Below are 20,791 nucleotides of genomic sequence, written 5' to 3' on the forward strand. Positions count from 1 at the left end.
CTCCGCCCTTGGTGGCACCTTTGCCAACATTTATAAAATCAAAACAACTGACCAGTGTCTCAAAATGAAACTTTGCGATCGCTCCTCGAAGCAGTCGCCAATGGTAAAGTTACGCCAGATACGGCATTAGACTCACTCAAAGACTTAACTTATGAGTCCGTGGGTGAGTTTGCCAAAATTGACCACCATCGCCAGCTAAGAACTGGTTTCCCCGAAGTGATTTGGGGGCCTGGTAAAACTCCCGATCAAATTGCCCAAATTATGGAAGTAATGCGCCTCCGCAACCCAGTAGTGATGGCAACTCGCATTGAACCAGCAGTTTATGCCGCACTGGAATCAAAAGTTAGCGATTTGCGATATTACGAATCGGCGCGAATTTGTGCGATCGCTCCTCCTAACATCGAACCACAATTTGCGGGTGAAATTGCCATTCTTTCTGCTGGTACTGCCGATTTACCCGTTGCTGAAGAAGCCGCCGTCACTGCTGAACTTTCTGGTTTCCGCGTCCAGCGCCTCTGGGATGTTGGCGTTGCGGGGATTCACCGTTTATTGAGTAACCGCCATCTGATTGAGTCAGCATCAGTATTAATTGTCGTGGCAGGGATGGAAGGCGCTTTACCCAGCGTTGTCGCGGGTTTAGCGAGTTGTCCTGTGATTGCCGTACCCACCAGCATCGGCTATGGCGCAAGTTTTGGCGGTTTAGCACCTTTATTGACAATGCTTAACTCTTGTGCTGCGGGAGTAGGCGTAGTAAATATCGATAATGGTTTTGGTGCAGCAGTTTTGGCGGGGCAAATTTTGCGAACTGCCGAGAAATTGCGGTTGGCATCGGCTGAATCTTGAGTTAAGACATTAAAGTTACACGCAATATTTCAGTACGTTATCAGTAATTTATCTGAAAAATAAACTGATGCTGGATTTTGCCACCCTTAACTTATAATCACCAAACATGAGCCATTACAGCGATTTGATATCTCAGTTTATTTGGCATTTGCCTGTAAATTGGACATTAGCACAAACAATAACCGACCCAGACCTAATGGGTCAGTTTCAAAAATCTTGGAGCCACTTTATACAAACAGGTCAAGTGTGGGCATTGTTGATTGGTTTAGTCATTGGCTATATGATTCGGAATCTAACTAGCTACGGTTAAAGTAATTTTAGATTTTGGATTTTAGATTTTAGATTAATCCAAAATCTAAAATCCAAAATTGATGCCCCTCCCCGATCATTTATGACCAAAAAAGAAACTTGGAGCCAGAGGTTTGAATCAGCGTTGCATCCGGCGATCGCTCGTTTTAATGCCAGTATAGGTTTTGATATTGAATTAATAGAATATGACCTGACTGGTTCTCAAGCTCATGCAAAAATGCTTGCTCACACGGGCATAATCTCCCAACAAGAAGGCGAGCAACTGGTTGCAGGTTTAGAACAAATTCGCCAAGAATACCGCCAGGGTAAATTTCAGCCTGGTGTCGATGCTGAAGACGTACATTTTGCAGTTGAAAAACGACTGACAGAAATTGTCGGCGATGTAGGTAAAAAACTGCATACGGCGCGATCGCGTAATGACCAAGTTGGTACTGATACTAGACTCTACCTCCGCGACCAAATCCAGCAAATCAAAAGTGAATTGCGAGAATTTCAAGGTGTTCTACTCGATATAGCCCAAAAGCACGTCGAAACTTTGATCCCAGGCTATACCCATCTCCAACGCGCTCAACCAGTGAGTTTAGCTCACCATCTCTTGGCATACTTTCAAATGGCGCAACGCGACTGGGAACGCTTAGGAGATGTTTCTCGCCGCGTCAATATCTCACCTTTAGGGTGCGGTGCTTTAGCGGGAACCACTTTCCCTATCGATCGCCACTACACAGCCAAACTATTGGATTTTGACGATATTTATGCTAACAGCCTCGATGGAGTGAGCGATCGCGATTTTGCGATCGAATTCTTGTGTGCTGCTAGCTTGATTATGGTTCACCTCAGCCGCCTTGCAGAAGAAGTCATTCTTTGGTCATCTGAAGAATTCCGTTTTGTCATCCTCAAAGATAGCTGTGCCACAGGTTCCAGTATCATGCCCCAAAAGAAAAACCCCGATGTACCAGAACTCGTGCGGGGGAAAACAGGGCGTGTATTTGGTCATCTACAAGCGATGTTGGTGATTATGAAAGGGCTACCTCTGGCATATAACAAAGACCTGCAAGAAGATAAAGAAGGTCTATTTGATAGCGTCAACACAGTCAAAGCCTCTCTAGAAGCAATGACAATTTTGCTCAGGGAGGGCTTAGAGTTTCGTACCCAGCGTTTAGCAGAAGCCGTAACCGAAGATTTTTCTAACGCTACCGATGTAGCAGATTATCTAGCAGCACGGGGCGTTCCTTTCCGGGAAGCTTACAACCTTGTGGGTAAAGTGGTAAAAACTAGTATTGCCGCAGGTAAACTCCTGAAAGATTTGAAATTGGAAGAATGGCAGCAACTACATCCGGCATTTGCAGCAGATATTTATGAGGCAATATCCCCCCGTCAAGTTGTGGCAGCCCGCAACAGCTATGGTGGTACTGGCTTTGTACAGGTTAGCAAAGCACTCATAGCCGCCCGCGCTCAAATTGACTAATACAGGGAGTGGGGAGTGGGGAGACAAGGGAGACAAGGGAGACAAGGAGGACAAAGAAAATAACCATGCCCCATGCCCAATACTTCGACTTCGCTCAGTACAAGTGCCCAATGCCCAATGCCCACTTGCACAGAGCGACTCGTGCCGAGCCTGTCCTGAGCGTAGCCGAAGGGCGGAGCCGAGGTAACAAGGGATGCCCCATGCCCCATTCTCAAAAATAAATAAGGGCGCACATTTGTACGCCCTAAACAATAAATAATCTAAATAAAAAGGATTTAAGCAGACAGCTTATTCAGTGTCAGCTGCTGCTGCTCCTTCTTCTTCTTCACTCTTAGGTGGTCTTTGTTGGAACCTTCTCTGCATTCTTCCTGTCGTAGTTCGTTTACGAAACTTTCTGGCATACGCCTGGTTCCGTAGCGCCTTTTCTTTTTTCGGGTTACGGCGCTTGGCCATGTTCACCTCATTAATAAACAACAAAAGAGTAGCAACTAGGCATCACGTAGGCAATATTAGCTACCAATATTATTGATATACTTGTAGCCTAGTGCAGCAATCAATACGCTTTAAACAGTGTACTAGTCTACCGCGTTTTACCTTATTTTGTCAATAACAATTTAGAATTATTCCCACGAGCTAGACGAAAAATACCTTTTCTTAGATTCAAATACACCAAAGATATGTAAATTAGCTAAGTAAAAGTGTGCTGAAAAAATATTAATTATCACTGGTTTGAGCAAGACTAATGTTATTTATAAACTGAAAAGTTTTCTGACTTAACAAATACTATGTATATATAAATACAGTGCTTCTATTGAAACTTAATGTTAAGATTAATAATATTCTACGTAAATCGTGAGAATAAAATCTCAAACCACAAACATTTTTGTATAAAATAAAACTCAACGAAATTTTATGAGTTGAGTTTATGTAAGTGTTAGAGAAATATAGAATACAACATATAAATTTTGAAGATTGAACGTTATTGCTTTTTTTCCGGCAGCTGTCCAGTCCACACGTAACTTATGGCGTATTGGACAAACAGTACTGGGTATTATATTTCGTCATCCCATTACTGGTACTAGTATCATTCCAATTTTACCCGATGGTCGGATAGTACTGATCCGACGGCGTGATGATGGTCTTTGGGCATTGCCTGGAGGCATAGTGGATTGGGGAGAAGATATTCCCAAAACAGTCCGCCGGGAATTGATCGAGGAAACAGGGCTAGAATTGGTGAAAATTAACCGTTTGGTAGGAGTTTACTCCGCACCAGACCGCGATCCCAGAATCCATTCAATTTGTATTGTGGTTGAAGCCGAGGTGCATGGGACAATGGAGATTCAAGATACTTTGGAAGTCATGGAAATCCAAGCTTTCTCTCCTAATTTGCTACCTTCAGGACAGATGTCTCATGACCATACTAGGCAGTTGCAAGACTACTTAAATGGCTTGACAACACTGGCATAACAATATTTTGTCATTTGTCATTGGTCATTTGTCATTTGTACTGAGCGACTCGTGCCGAGCCTGTCCTGAGCGTAGCCGAAGGGCAAAGCCGAAGTATTTGTCATTTGCCGCCGCCAAAGTTCTGATTTAAGAAGCCTCTCTTCTCTACGAGAGGCCGCGCCAACGAGACGCTGTTCGCGTTCGGCTCAGACTTCTCTATTTATAATTTGTCCAAAACTAATGACTAATGACCAATGACTAATGACCAATGACTATTTATTATGGTGCTAAAAGTTAACTACTAAATTAAAATGAATACACTATTCCGTAACTCCCGGATAAAGCTCTCTCAAGGGCTGGTATTCTGGCGTGAAATTGGTGAAAAAACTCCTATAATTTTTTTGCATGGTGCTTGGAATGAAAGCAGTCAATGGTTATCTGTGATGGAGTCCCTTGCACAAGATTTCCATTGCTTTGCACCTGATTTGTTAGGGTTTGGTGAGTCAGAGAATCCAAATATCCACCATTCGATAGATTTACAAGTAGAGTGTCTAGCTGAATTTCTGCAAGCTGTCAAGCTAGAAAAAGTATATTTAGTAGGACATTCTCTTGGGGGTTGGATTGCTGCTAGTTATGCTTTAAAATACCCTGAGAAAATTGATGGTTTGGTACTGCTTGCACCAGAAGGCGTAGAGATAGCAGGACAGGAAGAGTATTGCCAGAAGATGCGGCGATTATTGAATTATCCACCACTAATAGTTCAATTGTTGCGATCGCTAACTCCGTTCACTAAAATCCTGGGTTGGCATGAAAAAATTGCACAAGACTTGCAGCTGCGTCAGTCGCTATTGCCTTATCCCAGAGGTTGCCAGTTACTTTTCAAACGGCGACAAATAGAAATTGAAGCGGAATTAGTGCAAAAGCGGCTTTATATGATAGATGTGCCGGGTTTTATTTTACAAGGTGGTCAAGATACGCCAGAAGCTTTAGCCAAAGGTCGGGTTTATGCTCAACTGATGCCGAAAGTTGAGTTGAAAATGATTTCCCATGCTGGAAACGACTTACCAGAATCTTGCGCTGGGGTTGTAGCGATTGAGATTGGGGAGTTTATTCAAGGTATTTTAAAAAACCATAATTTAAACGAATTAAACTAGCTCATTCAGGGTTTGTTGCCAATCCACTACACATATTTCTTCGCTCTCAAACCGTGATATGTGTTTCAAGATTACTTATTCCCCATTACTATTTCCCCTATTCCCCAAAATATCAAATTCGGTTCTACAATTAAAGGTGCTGTAATTTCAGGATGTAAGGCTTGTAGATAGTTTAGTAATAAAATGCGATCGCCCCCTTTAATCGCAATCTTTCCATTAGGAAACAAATTCCACCATGCTTCAACAAAATCTTTAATTCCAGCTATTAATGTGTAAATTACCCCACTTTGAATAGCTTCTATAGTAGTTAGAGCAAAACGTGGGGGTAAAGACGCAAAATTCCGCGTCTCTACTAATGGTAATTGTCCTGTTTGTTGACCAAGACTTGCAAATTGCAAACCTAATCCTGGCAAAATTGCACCTCCAACTAGACACTCATTAGCATCCGCAGCCGTAAAAGTTAGCGCTGTCCCAGCATCAATTACCAACATTGGAAAACCCCAAGTTTTCCCCGCACCCCACAAAGCTAAGGCGCGGTCAATTCCGAGTGTGGTATAAACACCTTTTAGTGGTATTTTGTCTAATGTAATAACATGAGTATTTGGGTAAGTTTGCCAAATAGCAGTTTGACTGGGAACTACGGAGGCGATAACTAAGGGAGGGGGGGATGAGGAAGTATTTTCTACCCTAATTTTCTGATGGGGTGGAGAAATTGCCAGTAGTAAATGATCCAGGGTTTGACATTCAGCCAACTGTTGTATAAGATGCTCAGGAAAATGGTCAGTATCCCAAGCTGAGTAAAGCGTCTCCCTAATAAATAACGCCCAATGTAGCCGAGAGTTCCCAATTTCCAAAGCTAGCCAAATTTCCTCTATCCCCCTCATCCCCCCAATCCCTCTCCGGTTTCACACTTTTAACTTTTTTAAGTCAACTATAGATTTTTTAATAAAAATTAACATTCATCCCGTGTAACAATATAAAGAAGAGGAACAAATACTCATTGTGTCAAGGAGGGAGTTATGGTAGCGCTCACCGAAAAAACTGAAAAACGGCTCACCATACAGACTGTGGAAATCGGTCAAGAGACGACGGCTATTCGCTCTTTGGACTGGGATCGCGATCGCTTCGATATTGAGTTTGGTTTGCAAAACGGCACTACTTATAACTCGTTTCTCATCCGTGGGGAGCAGACTGCTTTAGTTGATACCTCCCACGAAAAGTTTCGTCAACTATATTTTGATACGCTCACCGGACTAATCAACCCAATCGATATTGATTATTTGATTATCAGCCACACTGAGCCAGACCATAGCGGTTTGGTTAAAGATTTGCTGCAAATAGCTCCAGAAATTACCGTTGTCGGTTCTAAGGTGGCGATTCAGTTTCTTGAGGATTTCGTACATCAGCCATTTAAGCGGCGGATTGTGAAAAATGGCGATCGCTTAGATTTGGGCAATGGTCATGAATTTGAATTCGTGATTGCCCCAAATTTACACTGGCCAGATACCATTTTCAGCTTCGACCACAAAACTAAAACTCTCTACACCTGCGATGCTTTTGGGTTGCACTATTGCTCAGATAGCACCTTTGATGAAGACTTAGCTGCGATCGAAGAAGACTTTCATTATTACTACGATTGCTTGATGGGGCCAAATGCCCGGTCGGTTTTGTCTGCCCTGAAGCGGATGGCGGAATTGAAAACCATCAATATGATTGCCACAGGACACGGCCCATTATTATCTCACAATGTTGAGGAACTAGTTGGACGTTACCGCACTTGGAGTCAAACGCAAGCCAAGCCAGAAACGGTAATTGGCATATTTTACGTTTCCGAATACGGATATAGCGATCGCCTCGCCCAAGCAATTGCCAACGGTATCGGTAAAACCGGTGTCGCCGTGGAAATTGTCGATTTGGGATCTGAAGTCGATTTACAAGAACTGCGGGAACTAGTTAGCCGTTGTGCAGGGCTAATTGTTGGTTTACCTCCGGCTTCTGGTGCTGCCAGCATCCAATCTGCACTCAGCACAGTTTTAGGATCTGCCAAAGAAAAGCAAGCTATTGGCGTGTTTGAAAGTGGTGGTGGCGATGATGAGCCGATAGATCCTTTGCTGAGTAAATTTCGCAATTTGGGTTTGACAACAGTTTTTCCAGCCATTCGGATTAAACAAACGCCTACAGAGAATACCTACAAGCTATGTGAAGAAGCGGGTACAGACTTAGCTCAATGGGTAACACGCGATCGCAGCATCAAAGCTATGAAATCTCTTGGTGCTGACTTAGATAAAGCACTCGGTAGACTCAGTGGCGGACTGTATATTATTACTGCCAAAAAAGGTGATGTATCCAGTGCCATGCTAGCCTCGTGGGTAAATCAAGCCAGCTTCAAACCCTTGGGATTTTCTATTGCAGTCGCCAAAGATCGGGCAATTGAATCACTCATGCAAGTAGGCGATCGCTTTGTTCTCAACGTCTTAGAAGAAGGCAATTTCCAACCACTCATGAAGCACTTTTTGAAACGATTCGCCCCTGGTGCTGATCGCTTTGAAGGAGTGAGAACCCAGCCAGCCGAAAACGGTGCCCCCATCCTCAACGATGCCCTCGCCTACATGGAGTGCGAAGTCGTCAGTAGAATGGATTGCGGCGACCATTGGGCAGTATACAGCACCGTTTACGCCGGACGAGTTTCTAAACCCGATGCTTTAACTGCTGTGCATCACCGCAAAGTTGGTAATCATTATTAAGAGGGGGAGTGGGGAGTAGGGAGTAGGGAGTGGTGTTTCCTACTTCTTATTGCCCTTACCCCAAAAGTCATGTCAGAAAGCATTATAAAAAAAAGGGAATAGGGAGTGGTGATTGCGACTTCTTATTCCCTACTCCCCATTCCCTACTCCCTACTTCCATAGAGAGTGGTGATTGCGAACTTCTTAATTACCTACTCCCTACTCCCTATGTCAAAAAATAAACCTCGTGATGTTCAAGTTTATCCAATAGCGACAGATACAAGAATACTGCGATCGCGTAGTTGGTCAAGGCTCAGATTTGAAATTGAATATGCCCTTGCCAAGGGTACAACTGCTAATTCTTATTTAATCGAAAGCGATAAAACTGCCATCATTGACCCTCCGGGGGAAACGTTTACAGAAATTTATTTAGAAGCGTTGCAGCAGCGTTTCCATCTCGAAGACTTAGATTATGTAATTTTGGGACACGTCAACCCTAACCGGGCTGCAACTTTAAAAGCTTTGTTAGAAATTGCCCCGCAAATCACCTTTGTGTGTTCTAATCCAGGGGCGAAAAATTTACGTGGGGCGCTGGAAAATCCAGATTTGCAAATTCTTATTATGCGGGGCGAAGAAACCCTAGATTTGGGTAACGGGCATAATTTACAATTTATTCCTACCCCTAATCCCCGCTATGCAGATCAACTTTGCACATACGATCCGCAAACAGAAATTTTGTACACAGATAAGTTATTTGGGGCGCACGTTTGCGGAGATCAGGTATTTGATGAAGGCTGGGAAATATATAACGAAGATCGGCGCTATTATTTTGATTGCCTCATGGCTCCCCACGCCCGTCAAGTAGAAACAGCGCTGGAAAAACTAGCCGATTTTCCCGTGAGAATGTATGCCACTGGACACGGGCCTTTGGTGCGCTATGGCTTAATTGAATTAACTCAAGCTTATCGAGAATGGAGTCAACAGCAAACTTCTGCTGACTTGACAGTAGCGTTAATTTATGCATCAGCTTATGGAAATACAGCTACATTAGCCCAAGCGATCGCTCGTGGCATCACCAAAGCGGGTGTTGCTGTAGAATCGATTAACTGCGAATTTACTGAACCAGAAGAAATCCGGGCAGCTGTGGAAAAAGCTGGTGGTTTCATTATGGGTTCTCCAACTCTCGGCGGTCATGCACCCACACCTGTGCAAACAGCTTTAGGAATTGTGCTATCTACCGCTACTAACAACAAACTCGCGGGGGTTTTTGGTTCCTTTGGCTGGAGTGGGGAAGCAGTTGATTTAATTGAAGGGAAATTAAAAGATGCTGGCTATCGGTTTGGTTTTGACACCATCCGCGTGAAATTTAAACCCGACGATGCCACCTTACAATTGTGTGAAGAAGCGGGAACCGACTTTGCCCAAGCATTAAAAAAAGCTAGAAAAGTGCGATCGCCAAGTCAACCTGCTACTACTGTAGAACAAGCAGTTGGTCGCATTGTCGGTTCTCTTTGCGTTCTGACTGCCAAAGAAGGCGATCGCTCCAGTGCCATGTTAGCCTCTTGGGTAGCTCAAGCTAGCTTTAATCCGCCTGGTTTAACCATAGCCGTTGCTAAAGAGCGGGCAGTAGAAACACTGACTCATACAGGAAACAAATTTGTCCTAAATATCCTTAAAGAAGGGAATCACTTGGGATTGATGAAGCACTTCCTCAAACCCTTTGGCCCAGGACAAGATAGATTTGCTGATGTCGCCGCCCAAGAAGCTGAAAACGGTTCTCCTATACTTACAGATGCCTTGGCATATCTGGAATGTTCTGTACAAAACCGGATGGAATCTGGCGACCATTGGCTGGTTTATGCGACCGTCGAGAATGGCAAATTGTTAGATAATGATGGCGTTACAGCCGTGCATCATCGCAAGTCGGCAACTCATTATTAATTTTATTGTAGAAAAATTCTGGATAATCCCCCATAAAGGGTAGTTACGCGGAAAAATTCTGTATAATTTCCAACTGTGGATGTTATCTAGAAAAGGGGGTAGCTAGAAGCCTTTGGGTAGAGGGTTGAGCTGCTTTGAGAAGCAAATCTTGAAAAGACGAATTTGTGATCAAAAGAAAAAACTCTGAAGAAAATTCCGCATCTAGTGTTAAGGATTTTATGCTGGGGTTAGGTGGCTGCCTAGTCCTCATTGTGATAGCGATCATCGGTCTTGTGTTGCTTGTTATGCTCTTGAGAGAAACACCCTGGATTACTAAAGATATGAGAAATCGGTTAATGTAGCAGAATGACTGAAAAGTTCTTGATTGATGTCGATGCCACAAACCGCAAACGGTGAGACAGCCTGATAACCTGGTTGTATTGGAGAGTTGCAAGCCGTCTTATCAAAGGTATAATCAGCCCCAGCAACTAAATGAAAGCAGACTATTTAGAGGAATCGCTTCTCCGTAAGTTGGAGGAGCGTTTGCTTCAACCGGATGTACGCAAGTCAGCTAAAGATGTTATGAACTTACTTGCTGACGAGTTTATTGAGTTCGGTAGTTCAGGACGTGTTTTCGATAAACAGCAAACTATCAACAGCTTGCAGAATGAACCCATTGAACCCCTAACTCAAAGATCCATAACAGAATTTAAAACCTTAGTTTTGGCAACAGGAGTTGTTTTAGTAACCTATCGTATAGTCAAACATATATCTGGCGAACAGCCTGTTCATTCGCTGCGAAGTTCCATCTGGAAATTGAATAATGATCGATGGAAAATGATTTTTCATCAGGGTACTCTAGTTAGAGAATCATAGTTATGACTTACGCAAAAAAGTAGTGAAAGCCTTGATTTACTGTAGGAGCAATTCATGAATTGCCCCTACAGCGTATAGCTTTACGTAAGTCCTAATAGTGCAAGTTTTACATAAAAAAGGCTCAAGCATTTCTGCCTGAGCCTTTTCTAGATTCAACTAAATGGTTTTCGCCTAAGTTTAGTAGCGACCACCACCACCACCACGGTTGTAGCCGCCGCCACCACCGCCACGATTACCACCACCACCGAAGGAACCACCTCGGTCTTCTCTGGGCTTGGCCTTATTCACTTTAAGGTCACGACCCAGCCATTCAGCACCATCAAGAGCTTCAATGGCTTTTGTTTCTTCATCTTCTGAACTCATTTCCACGAAAGCAAAGCCGCGTAAACGACCTGTTTCACGGTCTGTAGGTAGCTGAACACGTTTTACAGCACCATATTCTGCAAAAACAGCACTCAGCGCATCTTGTGTAACTTCATAGGAGAGGTTACCAACGTAAATTGACATTAAATGTCTCCAAAATCATAAGTTTGTAGAGATTTAGATTTCGGAGAGAAGTCTGTAATACCAAAAGGGAAAAGCCTGTCAATACTAAAAACAAACACTGTCGCCGAATTAATTCTCATTTCACTTCCCATTTTTACATGGCGACTGACTTTCTGGGGGAAAGTTTGAAAAACTGTTATAAAAAGTTATGTTGCAGGTTGATAGCTAGGTGCTGGGTAGTTCCAAAACGGGTGAGACTATAGCCGTCAGCTACGCCTACCCGTTGAAGAAGAATTCAGAATCAAGACGCTACGCTCTTGCTAGCTTACTTCTTTGCAGGAGTACTAATTATCTGCTTTTTCGGTCAGAAGAATACTTAACTGAATTCTGTTAGCGGATAGCTAGGGTTTAGCCCGTTTTGACTCCTGAATTCTGTTCGATAAACTAACTCTCTATTCTATTTTCTAAATATTGACCAATCATCAACTGTTCACCAGCACGAGAGATAATAGTCTGTCTGGTGCGGTATTTACTGCCAATTAGCTTTAACTCTTCTTCAAACACTGAACCGTTGTATTCAGTTCGCAAACATAGTGTTTTCGGGTTGGAGAAATAATACTGGGCGGTGACTGGTTTGGATATGGCAAAACCGCGATCGCGGTACAAGGTACTTCCCATCACGCCAAATATTGTTGAACCTTGCGATTCTTTCTTTGTCTTTAGCACATCCGTACTTTCCCAGACAACTGCTGCACCACAGATTAAACTACTTATATCAGACAAATTGTGCATCTGAGCTAGCTTTTGCAATTCATCACAGCCCTGCTCTAAAAAATTGATCGTAACTATACTCTCGATCTCCTTAGTTTCTCCCTCTGGTAGGGTGTAGTAGCGTCGTTGCGATCGCCATTTACCTCCTGATTCCTGGAAAAATTCGGAAATCTGGGATTCATCAGTGGTTTGTGCAATTTTGAACAGAGATGTCACGCCTTACTTTCCTCACCTAATGCAAATATATTTCTGGCAAAAAAGTTCATTCTTACCTGATGTTGCTATGGTACTTATCGCTCTATTTCTTGCCATATTATGCAAGGAGGGTAAGAAGAAATAGTGTTTTCTACTACATTATAGACACAATTAAGCAATAAATCTTTAATATTCTTAACTAAATGAGAAACACCTGTAAAGACAGATAGTTATAGTAGGATAAGTTGAATAAGTAAAAACAAGGGTAATTATTGTAATACTGCCTAAATAATGATATTCAACAAAAAAGCTTCATATCTTTGGAAAAAGCCAAGTTTCCCCTATGGGTAGATTCCAGAAAACGGACAAATATTTATACTAAATGTTTATAATTTGTTAACTGCAAGAAGATTATCTACCTCTGCGTGAGAAGTAGAGCGGTGAGAAGTTTTGGACTTTTGTGGGAAAACAGTAGTTTTTGATTCAAAAATTACTGTCATACAGCTTATTCATTCTCGCCGTTTTTTGTTAATGATATCTCTCAAAATTACTTGGTAAAACACGGCTGTTTACCCCCAAAAGCTCCCCAATAGGAGAAAAATAAATGATTTTGGAAAAAAATAAGCCGCACAAACAGGTGAAAATGAAAGATCCCGTAGTCGCTAACCAACTAATAATTATCCAGTTAGATTCAGTTGTGAAGACTGAGGTGGCGACCGCAGATTTCAAAAGTAGATTTCTTGCAAACAGTACTTATGACAAAGCGAAAGGGAAAAATTACTTCCTTTCCTGCACTTCTGTAAGAAGTTTATTAATTTCCTGTTTTGTAGCTATAGGATTGCTGACGGCGAGTTGCGGCTCTTCGCCCAAAGAATCAGCAGATGCACAATCTCAGAGTCCTGGTAATAAGGAAGGTAGTCGTGTAACACCTGTAGATGTAGCGATCGCTCGAACTGACTTGCTGCAAAAACAACCAGAATATACAGGTAATACAACACCCTTCCGCATCGTATCACTGCGATCGCAGGTAGAAGCCCGCTTGTTGGCTTTGAACCTTGATGTAGGTGATACAGTAAAGCTTGGGCAAAACGTCGGGCAGTTAGATGATGCCATACTTTCGACTGAATTAAAGCAAGCAGAAGCAGAACTAGCAGCCCTGAAATCAGAAGTAGCTAGGACAAACAATCAGGTAAGCAATGCCCGTGCTGACGTTGAACGGGCGCGGCTAGAAGTGGTACAAGCTCAGGCAGATTCAGAACGGCAACAGAGGTTGTTTAAAGCCGGAGCGATCGCTGAACAAACTGCCCAACAAGCACGTACCCAGGCCAAAACAGCAGCCCAGGCACTGCGGGCAGCCCAAGAGCAAGTCCGTACAGAACAACAAGCCGTTGCCGCCGCCCAAGGTAGAGTCTTGGCCCAGCAGGCATTGGTTGCCCAAACTAAAGAACGTAGGTCTTACGCTCGGCTGACATCCCCCATCACTGGCATAGTTACAGAAAAGGTGACAGAACCGGGCAATCTTCTGCAAGCAGGTAATGAAGTCGTAAAAATTGGCGATTTTAACCGTGTCAAAGTCGTTGTGCAAGTTTCCGAATTAGAACTGGCGCAAATTCAGGTTGGACAGTCTGTACAAGTGCGCTTAGATGCCTTTCCCAAAGAAACATTAATTGGGAGAGTTACGCGCATTTCTCCAGCTGCGGATGCGATCGCTCGCTTAATACCCGTAGAGGTTGTGATTCCCAATGCTCAAGGCAAGATTGGCAGTGGACTGCTGGCGCGAGTCAACTTTGAAAACCAGACTCAACAGCGCGTAGTCGTACCGCAAACAGCTATTCAGAAACAAGCAGGGAGCAACAACACCAAGAGTACAGGTAAGTCATCTCCCTCGCCCAAAGCTAATACCGCCGGGGCAGAAAACCCTGCTGGGACGCTATTTGTGGTCAAAGACACAGAAGGCAAAGCGAAAGTGGCAACACGTGCTGTGACATTAGGAAAAAGAGCCGATGGCAAAGTGGAAATTTTATCTGGTTTGCAATCGGGAGAACGCTATGTTGTTCGCAGTGGTCAACCCTTAAAAGATGGAGACACTGTACGTTTATCGATTATTTCTGAAACAGCAGAGTTAGCCCCTAAAGGAAATTAAAAATTCTAAATCTCTTTGAGAATTTTTCATTTTGCCTTTTTAATTGGAGCAAAAAAACAGTAATGCAACAAGTAAACAAAAGTGGCGGATTTAGTATCAGTGCCATATCAATCCGCCAACACATCGGTACACTGATGCTGACGCTGGCAGTGATAGTGATGGGTGTCTTTTTTGTCCTCAAGTTACCAGTGGATTTACTACCATCAATTACCTATCCTCGGATTGGTGTGCGAATAGAAGCACCTGGAATTTCCCCAGAGGTAGCAGTTGATGAAGTTACAAGACCCTTGGAAGAAGCCTTTAGTGCTACCGAGGGCGTGATTCAAATTTTTTCTCAAACTCGTGAGGGACAGATAAATTTGGATCTATATTTTCAACCAGGTGGCAATATTGACCAAGCTTTAAACGATGCCACAGCTGCTTTTAACAGAGCGAGAAACACATTACCAGAAACCATCGAAGAACCACGCTTATTTAAAGTCGATCCTTCTCAGTTACCCGTTTACGAATTGGCATTAACTTCACCATCCTTAGAAGGTGTGGATTTGCGTGTTTTTGCTGAAGAAGAACTAGCCCGCGATCTGGGTGTTGTTCCCGGAGTCGCAGGGGTAGACATATCGGGTGGAGTTCTAGAAGAAGTTAGGGTAAATATTGATTTGGATCGGTTGCAAGCTGTAGGTGTAGGTTTGACCGATATCCTAGATGAACTCAGAGATCGCAACCTAGATATCTCTGGCGGTCGGCTTTTAGGGCAGAATGCTGAACCCTTAACCCGTACCGTCGGGCGATTCCCAAATGCTAATGAAATCAGCAATCTTTCTTTTGAAGTCTCTTCCTCATCCCCCTCATCCCCTCCCACCTCCACTACTCCCAACCGCCGCGTCTATTTGCGCGACTTTGCCGAAGTCATTGATGGCTCAGAACAACAACGGGTTTACGTCTTACTCAACGGGCAACAAGCTGTAAAAGTCAGTATTCAAAAGCAGCCAGATGCTAATACCATCAACGTTGTCGAGGGTGTGAAAAAACGCTTGGAAGAACTTCGCAAGTCCGGTCTAATTCCTGAAGGGACAGTTCTGACACCAACCTTAGATGAGTCGCGGTTTATTCGGAACTCGATCTCAAATGTTACCAGTTCTGGGTTGATCGGTACTGCACTAGCAGCGATCGCAGTTCTGTTATTTCTCGGTTCTCTGCGGCAAACTTTTATCATCGTCCTCGCCATCCCCCTAGCAAGCCTAGCTGCCATTATCTTGATGGGGCTATTTGGCTTATCTCTCAACGTTTTTAGTTTGGGTGGTCTGGCACTGGGTGTAGGTATTGTGGTAGATAACTCCATCGTTATGTTGGAGAACATCGCCGAGGGGGCTGGGATGACTCCCGGTAAGGATAATCAAAGCCGCTTGAATTCGCAGCAACTAATTTCTCAAGCAGAAAAAAGTAGCCAAGAAGTAGAATCAGCTTTGGTTGCATCCACTAGTACGAACTTGGTGGCGGTGTTGCCATTTTTGCTCATTGGTGGTTTTATCGCACTACTATTCAATGAGTTAATTCTTACCATCACCTTTTCTGTAGCGGCTTCAATTTTAATTGCCGTAACCGTTGTACCGATGTTCGCCTCTCGGATGTTGGCATGGAAGTTTTCTAGCGGTTTGAGCAGATTTTGGCTGTTGCGGGAGTTTAATAACCGTTTTGATGCTTCTACCAGAGGTTATGGCAGTTTTTTAACTAGGATATTACGCTGGCGGTGGGCAACAGTAGCGATCGCTATTATCATTTTCGGTGGCGCTAGTTTGTGGATGGCTCCCCAAATTCCCCAAGAAATTCTCCCGCGCATCAACACCGGACAAGCTAACTTAAATGCCCAGTTTCCTCCCGGTACACCTTTAGAAACCAACCAAAAAGTAATGGTTGCGGTGGATGAGATTATCCGCAAGCAGCCAGAAACGGAATATGTTTTCTCTACAATTGGTGGCTCTCTCTTTGGCAACACTACCAATGCTAATGCCCTACGAGCTTCCAGCAATATTACCCTGAAAACGGGTACTAATGTGCAAGCTTATGTAGAACGAGTTACCCAAGAGTTGAACAAGCTAAATTTAGCAGGAATTCGCCTGCGCCTTACCCCCGGTCAAGTGCGGGGTTTGATTCTCAGCAACTCTCCTGTCCGTGGTGCTGATGTTGACGTAATCCTTCAGGGAAATGACGTAAATGCTTTAGAAGAAGCTGGTCGTCAGGTACTAAAAGCCTTAGAAGAACAAGCCACCCTAGCAAGATTTCGTCCCGATGCAGACGATCGCCAACCAGAAATTCAAATTCTTCCTGACTGGGAGCGGGTTTCGGCTTTGGGGCTAACTGCTACACAGATAGGGCAAACAATTCAAACTGCGATCGAAGGCAGCATACCAACTCAGTTACAACGCGGCAACCGTTTAGTCGATGTCCGGGTAAAGTTGAATGAAGCATCAGTACAAGTACCTTCTCAATTAGAAAGGTTGCCTTTATTTGTGGATAACAATCGCCAAGTCCGCTTGAGCGATGTTGCCAAAATTGCCGAAGCTCAAGCGCCTGGAGAAGTTCAGCGAATTAACCAGCGTCAGGTTTTATTAATTGCTGGCAACTTGACTGAGGGAGCTAGCCTTAGTAGTGCCCTAGAACAGGTGAGTACGGTACTAAATAGCATAGATTTACCTGATGGGATTACCATCTTGCCCAGTGCAGCAGCTGAATCTAATCAGCAGCTGCAAAGCTCATTGCAACTTTTAGGTGGATTAGCTGCCTTTCTAGTTTTTGTAGTGATGGCGGTGCAATACAATTCCCTTATTGACCCTTTAGTAATTATGTTTACAATTCCCTTGGCATTAGCTGGGGGGATTTTCGGACTTTACATTACCAAAACTGCAATTGGGGCGACAGTGATTGTCGGTGCAGTTTTGCTGGTGGGTATTGTAGTCAATAACGCCATCATCATGGTGGAATTGGCCAATCAAATTCTGGAACGAGAAAAAGTTGACCGGAAAACTGCCATTTTGAAAGCTGCACCTCAACGCCTACGGCCAGTGTTAATGACAACTATTACCACTGTTTTAGGTATGTTACCCCTAGCATTAGGAATTGGGGAAGGCTCAGAATTTCTGCAACCATTAGGTGTAGTAGTGTTTTCGGGTTTATCTTTGGCAACAGTGCTGACGCTGTTTATCATCCCCTGTTTTTATACCCTGCTACACGATTTGATGGGTGGAAATTGGGCGAAGCCAGTGTTAATTCGGTTACGTGGATTTACCAAAAAACTTATAAGCTAAACCACGTCTATCTTGAAACCTGTAGTTCAACTCTAATGAATAAGGATTTGCCCTCATCCCCCAACCCCGAATCCCAGATATGGGATTCGGGGAGCTAGAATTTCAAAGTCCCTCTCCCATATCTGGGAGAGGGATTTAGGGTGAGGGCGAAAATTACGGTTCTCAACTTAGATGAGGTTTAATGTGCATTTACAGCAGTTTTTATGTATTTAAACTACATCTGTAGTAGGGGTAATTCATGAATTGCCCCTACCGCGTGGTCTAATTACCTAAAAATGGCTGTAAGTTACATAAAACTAGGTATTTTGGTAGGGGTGTACAGATGTACGCCCCTACTATTCATTGTGTTGCAAAGATTCTTGTATTTAAGTACACACATTGTCTAATCTGTCAATGAATAAGTTCTAACTTAGATTTTTGATAAAGATTGCGTGAAATTACTAATTATTGTGATAAAGCATTACAAGAATTGCTTTATAAATCAACCTATGGGTATATGTAAACTCACTGAGCAAGCACACATTAACCGCTATTTATCTAGCAAATACATAGCAGTTTAAAAATGAGGTTTTGCTGTTTGATTTAACCCACGCGGTAAGCATTCTCTCAATCAATATGAAGAGGACAGAAATATGACTAAAATCGTAACCAAAATAGCCTTGTCTTTTCTAGGAGCAGCAGGAATTAGTTTTTTGTCTTTGACACCAGCGAAAGCCGTTATTTTGGTAGAACCCATTGTAACGACTGTGAATGAAGATATATTCAAAACGAGAGATCCAAGAACCCTTGGGCCAGCTATTTTACCCGGAGAAATAATAGAATATGGTGTACCAGATCGAGCTAACAACTTGCTAAATGGCACTGGGAATAATATAGGAAGCTTGGTTTTTGACTTAAAAACGCTGTCTTATAGTAATCCAGATTCTACTCCCTCATTTGATAATGAATTGGTGCAGTGGGGAGATGTTGATGGAGATGGAAAGATTGGTTTCTCTAGTATTCCTGAACTCAAGGATATCTTTACAAACGTTTCTGTCGAAGGCAGCCTTCTTACTTATAATGGTGGCGTAATCCCAGACGGAACCGTGTTTTTCAATCGATTTGCTACTCAGCCGGATTTAACACCAGGTGGTGGAATCATTCCAGCAATACCAGCAGAGCAAGTGGATAAAGATGGGCCGATCAGAGTGGCTGCTTATTACACCACCGCCATTCCTGAATCAACTAACGTTTTGGGTGTATTAGTCCTTGGTGCTTTAGGTGTAGCTTTAAAATTAAAGCGATCGCTACACTATTAATTCTTTCTATCATCCTCTGTGATTGGGGATGAGGGGGATGAGGAAGATGGGGAGCAGGGAGCAGGGGAGCAGGGGGAATTATTGAACAAGTCTCTCCCTTGTCTCCCGCCTCTTCCTTGTCTCTTCTTCATGCCCAATTCCCAATTCCCAATGCCCAATTCCCAATACTTCGACTTCGCTCAGTACAAGTGCCCCATGCCCAATTCCCCATGTTCTTTAACCTGTAATTAACTCACGATATACTGCCAGTGTTTCCTGATGAACGCGGGCAACACTTAACCACTGTAGGTTTTGATTTGCCCGATTTTTCCACTCATGGAGCATATCGGTATTACTCAGTAATTGCACTAAAACCCCGGCTAAAGCATTACTATCTTTTGCTGGCACTAAAAGACCTGCTTGCCCATTGTCCAAAGCTTCAGGAATCCCATCTACTTGAGTGCCAACGATCGCAATTCCAGCTTCTCTAGCTTCTGAAAGCACCAGAGGGCAAGGATCGCGATGGGAAGCCAACACAAATATATCACTAGATATCAAGTAGCGTTGAGGTTCTGGCTGGAAGCCTTCAAAATGAATCCGTTCTTTTACAGAAGTTGCTTTTGCCTGTGCCTCAAATAGCTGTTTATCCGGGCCATTTCCTACCAAATAAAGATGCGCTTGGGGAAAATCTGGGGCAATTTGTTCAAAGGCAGCAATTAACTCAGCAATACCTTTGCGTTGATACATACCGGCTACAGTAGCGATCGCTGGACGTTGTAACCCTAAAGGTTGATAATCTTGGATTGGTCGGGTGCGGGGACTGCCCAAAGTTCCATTGCATACTACCCGCAACTTGTTTTCTGGGATACCACGCCTTGCCATAGAATCTCGCACCGCCTTGCTGACCGCAATTACTCTGTCAGCTAAACCCATCAGCAGACTGGAACGCTGAAATTCGTTGTGGACTGTGGAAACTAAAGTATATTTATTTCCTTTAAAAATGCGTGCTAGAATAACTCCCGTCATCATGTGAGCATGAACGATATCCGGCTGAAATTCTGCTGCGATCGCCCGATAACGCACAGCCGCTTTGATAATACTGTTCGGTTTTCTAGTTTGGTCTAATTGGTAGTGTTTAACACCACATATATTTAGTAATTTCTCATATTCACCTCCAGCAGAAATAACCGCTACTTCATAACCAGATTTTGCCTGCAAACAAGCCAGATCCACAGCCACATTCACAATACCGTTACCTATTTCTTGAACGTGGTTCAAAATATGTATAATTCGCATAATCTTTGAGATATGTATAAAAAATCAAGATAAGCAACTGAGTGTAAATCAAGATAATTCTTGAAATCTTCAGTGACTACTCAAGAGTAGACATCTCCAGAAATTAAATATGCGGTACCCAGAACCCTTGTAGAGACGTAGCACTGCTACGTCTCTACATTCTTTTTCGGAGATGTCTAGTAGTCAGCAGCGCGAAAAATTGACCAATAGCGCTTCTAACTAGTTACTTAGCTTAAAGACTTATTCAGTAACGGCTCAATAAATCGGGGTAAAACTCCAAAATTCTGAAGACTGAATCTGCTATTTCAGCCGTTATACCGCAATACAGTTCAGTTAGCGCCAAAAATCTAAACCTATGTAGGTTGGGTTAAGGAACGAAACCCAACATTTCCGGGACTTTGTTGGGTTGCGCTTTGCTTAACTCAACCATATTGCCTTATACCCTTATTTTTCGATTCCCCAATGGCTAGGACAGTAGGCTGTTCCACATTGAACTTACATAATTAGGGGGCTTATGTTGCCTGCCCTGCAAGAGTTATGTTTAATTTGGTTATGCAAATTAGATGTTTTTCCTCTGAGTAAAAT

Annotated in this window: 16 protein-coding genes; 11 read left to right on the top strand and 5 right to left on the bottom strand. The window is 43.3% G+C overall.

Annotated features, from left to right (window positions below; genetic code table 11):
* Positions 1–54: 54 nt before the first annotated feature.
* From larB to argH, 3 genes are all read left to right on the top strand, one after another.
* A complete protein-coding gene (gene larB / locus HWQ36_RS10105; protein WP_292701444.1) occupies positions 55–843 on the top strand; it encodes a nickel pincer cofactor biosynthesis protein LarB in 789 nt (262 codons plus the stop codon).
* Positions 844–949: 106 nt separating this feature from the next.
* Positions 950–1,153, top strand: a complete 204-nt coding sequence (locus HWQ36_RS10110; RefSeq protein ID WP_292701447.1) for a hypothetical protein — start codon at positions 950–952, stop codon at positions 1,151–1,153.
* 81 nt (positions 1,154–1,234) lie between these two features.
* Positions 1,235–2,617, top strand: a complete 1,383-nt coding sequence (argH, locus tag HWQ36_RS10115) for an argininosuccinate lyase (protein ID WP_292701450.1) — start codon at positions 1,235–1,237, stop codon at positions 2,615–2,617.
* A 288-nt stretch (positions 2,618–2,905) separates the two neighbouring features.
* Here argH and HWQ36_RS10120 read toward each other — a convergent pair whose 3' ends face one another.
* Complete coding sequence (locus HWQ36_RS10120; protein ID WP_167407613.1) at positions 2,906–3,070, bottom strand: hypothetical protein; 165 nt, start codon at positions 3,068–3,070, stop codon at positions 2,906–2,908.
* 519 nt (positions 3,071–3,589) lie between these two features.
* Between HWQ36_RS10120 and HWQ36_RS10125 the strand changes: the two genes are divergently transcribed.
* A complete protein-coding gene (locus HWQ36_RS10125; protein ID WP_292701461.1) occupies positions 3,590–4,084 on the top strand; it encodes an NUDIX hydrolase in 495 nt (164 codons plus the stop codon).
* A 290-nt stretch (positions 4,085–4,374) separates the two neighbouring features.
* Positions 4,375–5,217: an alpha/beta hydrolase gene (locus HWQ36_RS10130; protein WP_292701463.1), complete on the top strand. Its 843-nt coding sequence runs from the start codon at positions 4,375–4,377 to the stop codon at positions 5,215–5,217.
* A gap of 71 nt (positions 5,218–5,288) precedes the next feature.
* Here HWQ36_RS10130 and HWQ36_RS10135 read toward each other — a convergent pair whose 3' ends face one another.
* Positions 5,289–6,101, bottom strand: coding sequence for a pantothenate kinase (locus HWQ36_RS10135; protein WP_292701466.1), 813 nt, complete (start codon positions 6,099–6,101; stop codon positions 5,289–5,291).
* A 135-nt stretch (positions 6,102–6,236) separates the two neighbouring features.
* On the opposite strand from HWQ36_RS10135, the gene HWQ36_RS10140 reads away from it, so the two are divergent.
* From HWQ36_RS10140 to HWQ36_RS10150, 3 genes are all read left to right on the top strand, one after another.
* Positions 6,237–7,961, top strand: coding sequence for a diflavin flavoprotein (locus HWQ36_RS10140; RefSeq protein ID WP_292701470.1), 1,725 nt, complete (start codon positions 6,237–6,239; stop codon positions 7,959–7,961).
* 207 nt (positions 7,962–8,168) lie between these two features.
* Positions 8,169–9,881, top strand: a complete 1,713-nt coding sequence (locus tag HWQ36_RS10145; RefSeq protein ID WP_292701473.1) for a diflavin flavoprotein — start codon at positions 8,169–8,171, stop codon at positions 9,879–9,881.
* Positions 9,882–10,352: 471 nt separating this feature from the next.
* Positions 10,353–10,736 (top strand): DUF4440 domain-containing protein, encoded by a 384-nt coding sequence (locus HWQ36_RS10150; RefSeq protein ID WP_292701476.1) that lies wholly within the window; start codon positions 10,353–10,355, stop codon positions 10,734–10,736.
* A gap of 177 nt (positions 10,737–10,913) precedes the next feature.
* Here HWQ36_RS10150 and HWQ36_RS10155 read toward each other — a convergent pair whose 3' ends face one another.
* Positions 10,914–11,243, bottom strand: a complete 330-nt coding sequence (locus HWQ36_RS10155) for an RNA-binding protein (RefSeq protein WP_292701478.1) — start codon at positions 11,241–11,243, stop codon at positions 10,914–10,916.
* A gap of 423 nt (positions 11,244–11,666) precedes the next feature.
* The gene (locus HWQ36_RS10160; protein ID WP_292701480.1) at positions 11,667–12,209 is read right to left on the bottom strand and encodes a phycobiliprotein lyase; all 543 of its coding nucleotides are present in this window, start codon (positions 12,207–12,209) and stop codon (positions 11,667–11,669) included.
* Between the two features lie 583 nt (positions 12,210–12,792).
* Between HWQ36_RS10160 and HWQ36_RS10165 the strand changes: the two genes are divergently transcribed.
* The 3 genes from HWQ36_RS10165 (at position 12,793) to HWQ36_RS10175 (ending at position 18,931) form a co-directional block, all read left to right on the top strand.
* A complete protein-coding gene (locus HWQ36_RS10165; RefSeq protein WP_292701482.1) occupies positions 12,793–14,331 on the top strand; it encodes an efflux RND transporter periplasmic adaptor subunit in 1,539 nt (512 codons plus the stop codon).
* Between the two features lie 62 nt (positions 14,332–14,393).
* Positions 14,394–17,633: an efflux RND transporter permease subunit gene (locus HWQ36_RS10170; RefSeq protein ID WP_292701485.1), complete on the top strand. Its 3,240-nt coding sequence runs from the start codon at positions 14,394–14,396 to the stop codon at positions 17,631–17,633.
* Between the two features lie 632 nt (positions 17,634–18,265).
* Positions 18,266–18,931 carry a hypothetical protein gene (locus tag HWQ36_RS10175; protein WP_292701488.1) on the top strand — a complete coding sequence of 222 codons (666 nt, stop codon included), beginning with the start codon at positions 18,266–18,268 and terminating at the stop codon, positions 18,929–18,931.
* Positions 18,932–19,147: 216 nt separating this feature from the next.
* On the opposite strand, the gene HWQ36_RS10180 is transcribed toward HWQ36_RS10175, so the two are convergent.
* The gene (locus HWQ36_RS10180; RefSeq protein WP_292701490.1) at positions 19,148–20,206 is read right to left on the bottom strand and encodes a glycosyltransferase; all 1,059 of its coding nucleotides are present in this window, start codon (positions 20,204–20,206) and stop codon (positions 19,148–19,150) included.
* Between the last annotated feature and the right edge of the window lie 585 nt (positions 20,207–20,791).

The organism is Nostoc sp. NMS2, from assembly GCF_017115105.1.
In the GTDB taxonomy this organism is placed as follows: Bacteria; Cyanobacteriota; Cyanobacteriia; order Cyanobacteriales; family Nostocaceae; genus Nostoc.

What these genes read in the sequence shown, in the direction of transcription:
- HWQ36_RS10110 (WP_292701447.1), top strand. Translation starts at nt 950, where the DNA reads ATGAGCCATTACAGCGATTTGATATCTCAGTTTATTTGGCATTTGCCT.
- argH (WP_292701450.1), top strand. Translation starts at nt 1,235, where the DNA reads ATGACCAAAAAAGAAACTTGGAGCCAGAGGTTTGAATCAGCGTTGCAT.
- HWQ36_RS10120 (WP_167407613.1), bottom strand. Translation starts at nt 3,070, where the DNA reads ATGGCCAAGCGCCGTAACCCGAAAAAAGAAAAGGCGCTACGGAACCAG.
- HWQ36_RS10130 (WP_292701463.1), top strand. Translation starts at nt 4,375, where the DNA reads ATGAATACACTATTCCGTAACTCCCGGATAAAGCTCTCTCAAGGGCTG.
- HWQ36_RS10135 (WP_292701466.1), bottom strand. Translation starts at nt 6,101, where the DNA reads ATGAGGGGGATAGAGGAAATTTGGCTAGCTTTGGAAATTGGGAACTCT.
- HWQ36_RS10140 (WP_292701470.1), top strand. Translation starts at nt 6,237, where the DNA reads ATGGTAGCGCTCACCGAAAAAACTGAAAAACGGCTCACCATACAGACT.
- HWQ36_RS10145 (WP_292701473.1), top strand. Translation starts at nt 8,169, where the DNA reads ATGTCAAAAAATAAACCTCGTGATGTTCAAGTTTATCCAATAGCGACA.
- HWQ36_RS10150 (WP_292701476.1), top strand. Translation starts at nt 10,353, where the DNA reads ATGAAAGCAGACTATTTAGAGGAATCGCTTCTCCGTAAGTTGGAGGAG.
- HWQ36_RS10155 (WP_292701478.1), bottom strand. Translation starts at nt 11,243, where the DNA reads ATGTCAATTTACGTTGGTAACCTCTCCTATGAAGTTACACAAGATGCG.
- HWQ36_RS10165 (WP_292701482.1), top strand. Translation starts at nt 12,793, where the DNA reads ATGATTTTGGAAAAAAATAAGCCGCACAAACAGGTGAAAATGAAAGAT.
- HWQ36_RS10170 (WP_292701485.1), top strand. Translation starts at nt 14,394, where the DNA reads ATGCAACAAGTAAACAAAAGTGGCGGATTTAGTATCAGTGCCATATCA.
- HWQ36_RS10175 (WP_292701488.1), top strand. Translation starts at nt 18,266, where the DNA reads ATGACTAAAATCGTAACCAAAATAGCCTTGTCTTTTCTAGGAGCAGCA.
- HWQ36_RS10180 (WP_292701490.1), bottom strand. Translation starts at nt 20,206, where the DNA reads ATGCGAATTATACATATTTTGAACCACGTTCAAGAAATAGGTAACGGT.